The organism is Chloroflexota bacterium (assembly GCA_026713825.1).
Classification (GTDB): Bacteria; Chloroflexota; Dehalococcoidia; order Lucifugimonadales; family UBA1127; genus UBA1127.
Genome location: JAPONS010000077.1, coordinates 1 through 6,259, shown reverse-complemented (window position 1 = coordinate 6,259; position 6,259 = coordinate 1). Strand labels below are relative to the sequence as shown.

8 protein-coding genes and 1 tRNA gene are annotated in these 6,259 nt (G+C 62.1%); 5 read left to right on the top strand and 4 right to left on the bottom strand.

What is annotated here, in order from left to right; genetic code table 11:
* Both OXC99_09915 and OXC99_09910 read left to right on the top strand, forming a co-directional pair.
* On the top strand, window positions 1-331 hold a 331-nt coding region (locus tag OXC99_09915; GenBank protein ID MCY4625297.1), incomplete at its 5' end, for a heavy metal translocating P-type ATPase.
* Window positions 332-386: 55 nt separating this feature from the next.
* Window positions 387-590, top strand: a complete 204-nt coding sequence (locus OXC99_09910) for a YHS domain-containing protein (GenBank protein MCY4625296.1) — start codon at window positions 387-389, stop codon at window positions 588-590.
* A gap of 99 nt (window positions 591-689) precedes the next feature.
* On the opposite strand, the gene OXC99_09905 is transcribed toward OXC99_09910, so the two are convergent.
* Window positions 690-956: a MerR family transcriptional regulator gene (locus OXC99_09905; protein MCY4625295.1), complete on the bottom strand. Its 267-nt coding sequence runs from the start codon at window positions 954-956 to the stop codon at window positions 690-692.
* Window positions 957-1,654: 698 nt separating this feature from the next.
* Between OXC99_09905 and OXC99_09900 the strand changes: the two genes are divergently transcribed.
* Complete coding sequence (locus tag OXC99_09900) at window positions 1,655-1,879, top strand: glutaredoxin family protein (protein ID MCY4625294.1); 225 nt, start codon at window positions 1,655-1,657, stop codon at window positions 1,877-1,879.
* An 80-nt stretch (window positions 1,880-1,959) separates the two neighbouring features.
* Window positions 1,960-2,036, top strand: a tRNA-Asp gene (locus OXC99_09895).
* A 149-nt stretch (window positions 2,037-2,185) separates the two neighbouring features.
* On the opposite strand, the gene OXC99_09890 is transcribed toward OXC99_09895, so the two are convergent.
* Window positions 2,186-3,487: a Rieske 2Fe-2S domain-containing protein gene (locus tag OXC99_09890; protein MCY4625293.1), complete on the bottom strand. Its 1,302-nt coding sequence runs from the start codon at window positions 3,485-3,487 to the stop codon at window positions 2,186-2,188.
* A gap of 280 nt (window positions 3,488-3,767) precedes the next feature.
* Window positions 3,768-4,247: a hypothetical protein gene (locus OXC99_09885; protein MCY4625292.1), complete on the bottom strand. Its 480-nt coding sequence runs from the start codon at window positions 4,245-4,247 to the stop codon at window positions 3,768-3,770.
* Window positions 4,248-4,525: 278 nt separating this feature from the next.
* Between OXC99_09885 and OXC99_09880 the strand changes: the two genes are divergently transcribed.
* Window positions 4,526-5,320, top strand: a complete 795-nt coding sequence (locus tag OXC99_09880) for a VOC family protein (protein ID MCY4625291.1) — start codon at window positions 4,526-4,528, stop codon at window positions 5,318-5,320.
* Between the two features lie 39 nt (window positions 5,321-5,359).
* Here the strand turns inward: OXC99_09880 and OXC99_09875 are convergent.
* Window positions 5,360-6,259, bottom strand: a 900-nt coding sequence (locus OXC99_09875; protein ID MCY4625290.1) for an MmgE/PrpD family protein, incomplete at its 5' end; no start/stop codon positions are given.

The window sequence follows — 6,259 nt, the reverse complement described above, 5'->3', positions numbered from 1 at the left end:
CGCCGTTGCAATCGAATCGGCACAGGTTACGCTGCTGCGCGGCGACCTCCGCGCCCTGCTCACGACCTTTGCCCTGAGCAACGCAACGGTGCGGGTGATCCGCCAGAACCTCTTCTGGGCCTTCATCTACAACATCCTGCTGATCCCCATTGCCGCCGGCGCATTCCACCTGGTGTTCAACTCCGTGGGCAGCGTGCCCGCATACCTTGAGTTCGCCTTTGGGGACAGGGGCTTCCTGAACCCCATGCTGGCGGCGGCGGCCATGGCCATCAGCTCGGTCACCGTCGTTGCGAACTCGCTGCGTCTAAGCCGGTTCAGGCCGCCGCGGTAGGCGGCGAATGGTCAGACGCCGCGGAGAGCGGCGCACCTGAGGCGGGGAGGAATACATGAGCCCGGGATTTCTGGGACTGTTCGGTGGGAAGAAGGCAGAGGACCCTGTGTGTCATATGCAGGTCGACGTGAAGAAGCCGCCGGGCGGCACCCACGACCACAGCGGCGTGACTTACTACTTCTGCGGTCCGGGTTGCAGGGTCGCTTTCTCCAAGGAGCCGGATGCGTACCTGTCCGGTGAGAAGCGGATGGACATGTAGGCCAGCCAGCACGAGACTACAGGCCAAATGGAGAGAGGCGCGACAAAGTTTGTCGCGCCTCTCTTGTTGCCCTGGTGAAACCGATGCGAGTGCCTTCGGCTACTCCTCACTGTCCTCGTCTTCGCCGGTCAGCGTGATCTCCAGCACCTCGCGGATACCAGCGTAGTTGATGCCCTTGTCGGAGAGCTCTGCGATGGTGCGAATGAGGTCGAGGTCAGCGTCGGAGTAGAGGCGCGTACCTCCCTGGGTGCGCTGAGGCTCCAGCAGACCTGCGGCCTCAAAGGCCCGGAGCCGGTGCTCAGACACTTCGGTGAGGGTGGACGCCACGCTCACGGGGTACTTTCCGACATTCCGATCATCAATCATACATTCAGCAAGCGTCGGCACACACAATGTACCTGCAACAGCAGGCAATGGCGCCGAGGTCATGGGCATCCTACCGCTTCAACTAGCGGTGTGCAAGAGAATGCTGGACCCTTACATGCTGCCGAATTGACTCAACGGAGCTATTCAGCGCTAACAGGTGGTTCACCACAATATTGTGAGGGCACCGGAGTCCGAACTGCCCCCAGTCAGTGGCCCACGATTCGTTGGTGGCCTGCTCCAATTTCCGGGTCGCACGGAGGAGGTCATCAGCCATGGAGGAAAGGACGTATGGCACTGCATTCATCATTGGAGCCGACCTGCCTCTCTGAATTGGGAACTTACCGCTCAACCGTTTGTATCAACTAGACTCATCCTAGCAAACCAGACTTGGCTTGTCAAGTAATCTAGCGCGCAATCTTGGATTTTCAAAGGGTTTCATTACCAATAATCTTTTGTTTCCCGACACGATATCTGGTTTATCTGCGTTTGATTTTCACAGTCCATCCCTTGAGTATATCTTTCCAGGCGCTCAAGATTACCAATGGTGGATTGTTAATTATGCACTGGCGCCTCCGCGAGTTCTTTTGGCTTGTCCGCCAAGAACTTCTCGCCGGCCCGTGACCGCCAAGCCCCGACGCAGCGAGCCTTGACGCCGGCAGGTATCATGTGCAGCAGACACTCCCGAATTGAGGTGACACGTGGCGCAGACGGCAACCGTCGTGATCTACACCCGCAAGGACTGCAGCTACTCAGACGCCGCCCTGTCCGAGATGAAGGACAACGGCACGCCCTACAAGGAAATCGACATCGACGAGGTCCCCGGCGCCAAGGAAGAGCTGCTGCGGCTCTCCAACGGCGAGCCTATCACGCCCGTCATGGTGGTGGACGGCGAGGTGGTCATCGGCTATCACGGCCTGGGCTGAGCGTTCTAGTTCGGGGCCGTGCGCCCCAGCCATCTCACATTGACACCCCCAGCCCATGCCAGCTACCATTGAAGTAACGCGGCCCGGTGGTGTAGCGGCCTAACATACCGCCCTGTCACGGCGGAGATCGGGGGTTCGAATCCCCTCCGGGTCGCCAGCAAAGACTCCCGCAGGACTATTCTCCCCTAAGCTGCACTCAACCCCTCTTTCGCTGCGCGAGCGGGTCGCGTTCCCCAAGCAAACCAAGAGGCCGCCCCTTCTGGGGCGGCCTCTCTACTTCAGACTTGCGGGGCGCAGTTGTGGCAGCTACACGGTGCCCTTCGCCACGTGGCCGTCCGTGACCATCAGCTCCTTGAAGTCCGAGATGGTGTTGACCACGTCGACGGCGCGGACGTTGAAGGAGGGCGCATCCCTGACCGCGGCCGGCTCGACGCCCTCCTGCAGCTCGCGGGCCATGCGCAGGAGCTGGCGGCGCGCGAAGATGATCGCCGTGTCGCTGGTGCCGAGGTGCTCCTGCGTCCGGTCCACGATGCGGCCCATGCTGTCCGTCATCGCCTCGTCCTGCGAGCGCCCCACCGGGATGCCGGTGTAGTTGAACGTCCGCTGCATGTCACGGTCGATCAGGAAGTCGTTTTGCATCCTGCGGACATCGTGCCAGCCGTCGATGATCTGGCCGTCCATGGTCTTGTGGCGCACGCGCTCCATGTCCATGGTGGTCTTGCGGCGCAGTTCCCGCTGCTCGTCGGAGATCGGCTCATAGGGGTCGTACGTGAAGGAGAAGACGGAGGTGTGGTCGTCGTCGATGGGGATCCACGCGTGACCCGTCGTCGGGAACAGTGGGCTGGGAATCAGGTTGTAGGCCGGCAGGATGAACTGCGTGCAGCGCCAGTAGTACTCGCCGTCGCCGATGTCGCGCCGCGAGCCGTAGATGAAGCCGTAGTCGGTCTCCTTCACGATGAGCTTCGGCGAGCCGTCGATGACGGTCATGTCCTTCCCATTCTTGATGCGCCGACCCACCACGCGCGGGCGATTGTTCGGGTCGAACCAGCGGTGCAGGAAGGAAACGTGGGACGTGTCCAGGTCGCCCTCAATGGTCTGCATGTAGTTGGAGTCCTGGATCCAGCGCATGACCAGCCGGTTGGCGGAGGGCACGCGCGTCCACTCCAAGTGCGGGAAGGGCGGCTGCACTTCCGGCGGCCCCATGTACACGAAGATGCAGTCCCCGGCCTCCACCGTGGGGTAGGCCCGGATCTTCACCTTGTCCTTGAAATTGCTCTCCACGGGCTCCGACGGCATGTCGACACAGGCGCCGCTGACGTCGAATTTCCAGCCGTGGTACACGCACCGCAGGCCTTGCTCCTCGTTCCGGCCGAAGAAGAGTCCGGCGCGACGGTGGGGACAGAAGGCGTCGATCATGCCGACGCCGCCGTTGGAGTCACGGAAGGCGACTAGGTCCTCGCCGAGCAGGCGCACGCGCACCGGCGGGCCGTCGCGGTCCGGCACCTCATCCGAGAGCAGGATGGGCTGCCAGAAACGCCGCATAAGCTCGCCCATCGGCGTGCCGGGGCCGACTCGTGACAGGAATTCATTTTCCTCAAAGGACAGCATTGCAACCTCCTTCACGCCGCCACCTCGACGGCGTCTTGGCGGATGATAGCGCGCGGGTGCTCGCGTGTCACGCGCCAATCCAGAATGACATTCATCTACCATAACGGCCTACGCAGAATCAAGAGTCCAACCACGCCTGCGGCATAAACCCGCTCTTGCGCGCGGCGAGTCGAGCGTGCCCTTCTGCTTGCTTCACGGCTTCCACGAGACTCCAAAAAGACATGGGGGAAGCCCGTCACAAGTGCTCCTCTGTATCTGGCAACGCCAGGCACATGATAAGCTATGCGACAAATGTAAAGATTGTCCTAAGTATGAAAAAGGCCAAAGCGATATGTTGGCCGCCTGGTATAAGAGGCAAGAACGGTTCTAAAACTTCTTCTATATCGCTTATCCAATCAAGGTTGTTTACACCGTAACTTCTTTCCGCCCTTTCAATGGTGGCCTTCAGAGTAGCTTCTCGCTGTCTAAGCGTACGTATTTCACGGTTCTGCTGAGCAATAGCAGAGTTTCTTTGCCGTATCTCACCTTGTAAATCATAAATTGCGGCGTTTCCTTTATGTACCTCACCTTCTAGATATACAATCGTGGCGTCACGCTCAGCTATCTTCGACTCCGCGTATACAATGTTGGAGATCCTTTCACTATCAATCCCTGTAATGTAGATCGCGAGAAGAGCAGTTGCGGCGGCCGCAACAAGCAATGCTGCAAATATCACCAGCTTCATCATTTGTCCTTTCCCTCGAACATTGCTCTGAATCATTGGATGGCAGAGTATCAGACTCAAAAATCCCTTTGCATTGGATTCCCGACCACCTAATGATACCCCTCCCCCGCGTCAGTGCCTTCACGCTGGACACGTCGGCAACCTAGTTCTAGGGACCGCTGGCATGGGACGGGGTTTTGTGCGCCACCGGTGCGTGGGTTGCGAGGCGGTCATTGGCTGCACTGTAGCGGCGTGTACTGGATCCCCCTTGCGAGAGCCATTGCCCTTAGCTATAGTCTCGTCTGCACCAAGACTAGCACTAGCAGGAGAAACACATGGAAGTCACCAAGCATACGCCCGGGATGTTCAGTTGGGCCGACCTCGGATCGCCGGACGCCCCGGCGTCGAGGCGGTTCTACTCGGAGTTGCTGCAAGTGGACGCGATGGACCTGGCCGACGGCCCGGACGCCGTCTACACCACGCTGAACAAGAATGGAAGGCTGTGCTTCGCCATCTACCAGATGCCCGAGGAGATGAGTCAGGCGCTCGGCGGCCGGGCGTTCTGGCAAAGCTATTTCACCGTGGAGAACGCCGACGAGTCGGCCGAACGCATCAAAGAGCTCGGCGGGACGCTGGCGCAGGAGCCCTTCGACGTCTTCGATGCCGGGCGGGTCGTCGTTGCGCAGGACCCGACGGGCGCCGTCTTCGCGCTCTGGCAGCCCAAGCAGGAGATCGGCGCGCAGGTATTCGCCGAGCCGGGCGCGCTGTCCTGGAACGAGCTCTACACCAACGCCCCGAGTGCGGCCTCGCAGTTCTACGGCGGCCTCTTCGGCTGGCAGGTCACGACCGGGCCTATGGCCGACGGCACCGGTGAGTACACGGCGTTCCTGCTGGACGGACAACCGGCCGCCGGGATGATGGAAATCCAAAAGGAGTGGGGTGAGTTCCCGCCCTACTGGTCCATCTACTTCGCCGTGAAGGACCTCGACGCCGCACGTGAGCGGGCCCGGGCGATGGGAGCGAGGGAGATCACGCCCGAGCTGACCGTGCCTGAGGTTGGACGCTTCATCTACATCGAGGACCCGCAGGGCGCGCACCTGACGATCATCGAGCTGGAGGGCTTCCAGTAGACCCTGGACTCGGCTATTGCCATTATCTCAGCCCACCCCCTACCCCCGCGTCAGCGCCATCACACCTGATACGTCGTCGACGGTGTCCAGCGACCAGAGCGCGGCCAGCAGCTCGTCTGCCTGCGCCTCCGGGAGGACGCGATGCGCCAGCGTGCGGAACTTGCGCTCCAGCATGTCGTCCGGCATCGGGTTCTCCGGAGCGCCAGTGGCGTGCGCCACGCTCTCGGAGATCGTGCGTCCGTCGCGGAGCGTCACGGTGACCTCGCAGGCATCCTCCGCCACCGAGTCGTCCACCGTCGCGCGAATCTTGTCACGGAGCGCGGCGACCGCCGGGTCGAGCACGCGGTCGTCGGTGTACTGCGCCGGGAACGCGCCGCCGTCAATGAGCCCCACTGCCATCGAGTGCTGATGAGAGAACTTGCCCTCCAGCCCCACGCGCGGGTTCGGGCGGTCCATGAGCTCCAGCACCAGCGGGTGGACCCTCGCGCCGACCGACACGACATCGTCCGCCGACACGCCGTGCTCGTTGCGCAGCGCAATCATGGCGTCGATGAGAGGGTGGCTCACGACGCCGCACGAGTAGGGCTTGAGGCCGTTGTTGGGCAGCTCCCACCGCTCACCGAGGCCATCGGAGATCTGCTCCATGTCGGACGCCGTGGAGAGCACGGCGGCGAAGCCCCGGCGGCCCTCGAGGATCTCGCGGGTGGAGGTGAATCCGCGGCGTGCCAGCAGCCCGGCGAGCACCCCGCTCTGAGCGGCCCGGCCCGCGTGAAAGGGCTTGGACATCGACCCAAAGACCTCGCGCACGCCCGCGGCCTGCGTCCCCCCGCTGCGGGGGTGGCTGGGTGTCGCTTGGGACAGGGAGCCGGGGGCGGCGGGGGCGGGGGTCGGACTCGCGACCTGGGCAGGCCTGCCCGCGTCCACGCGGCATGTCTTGGG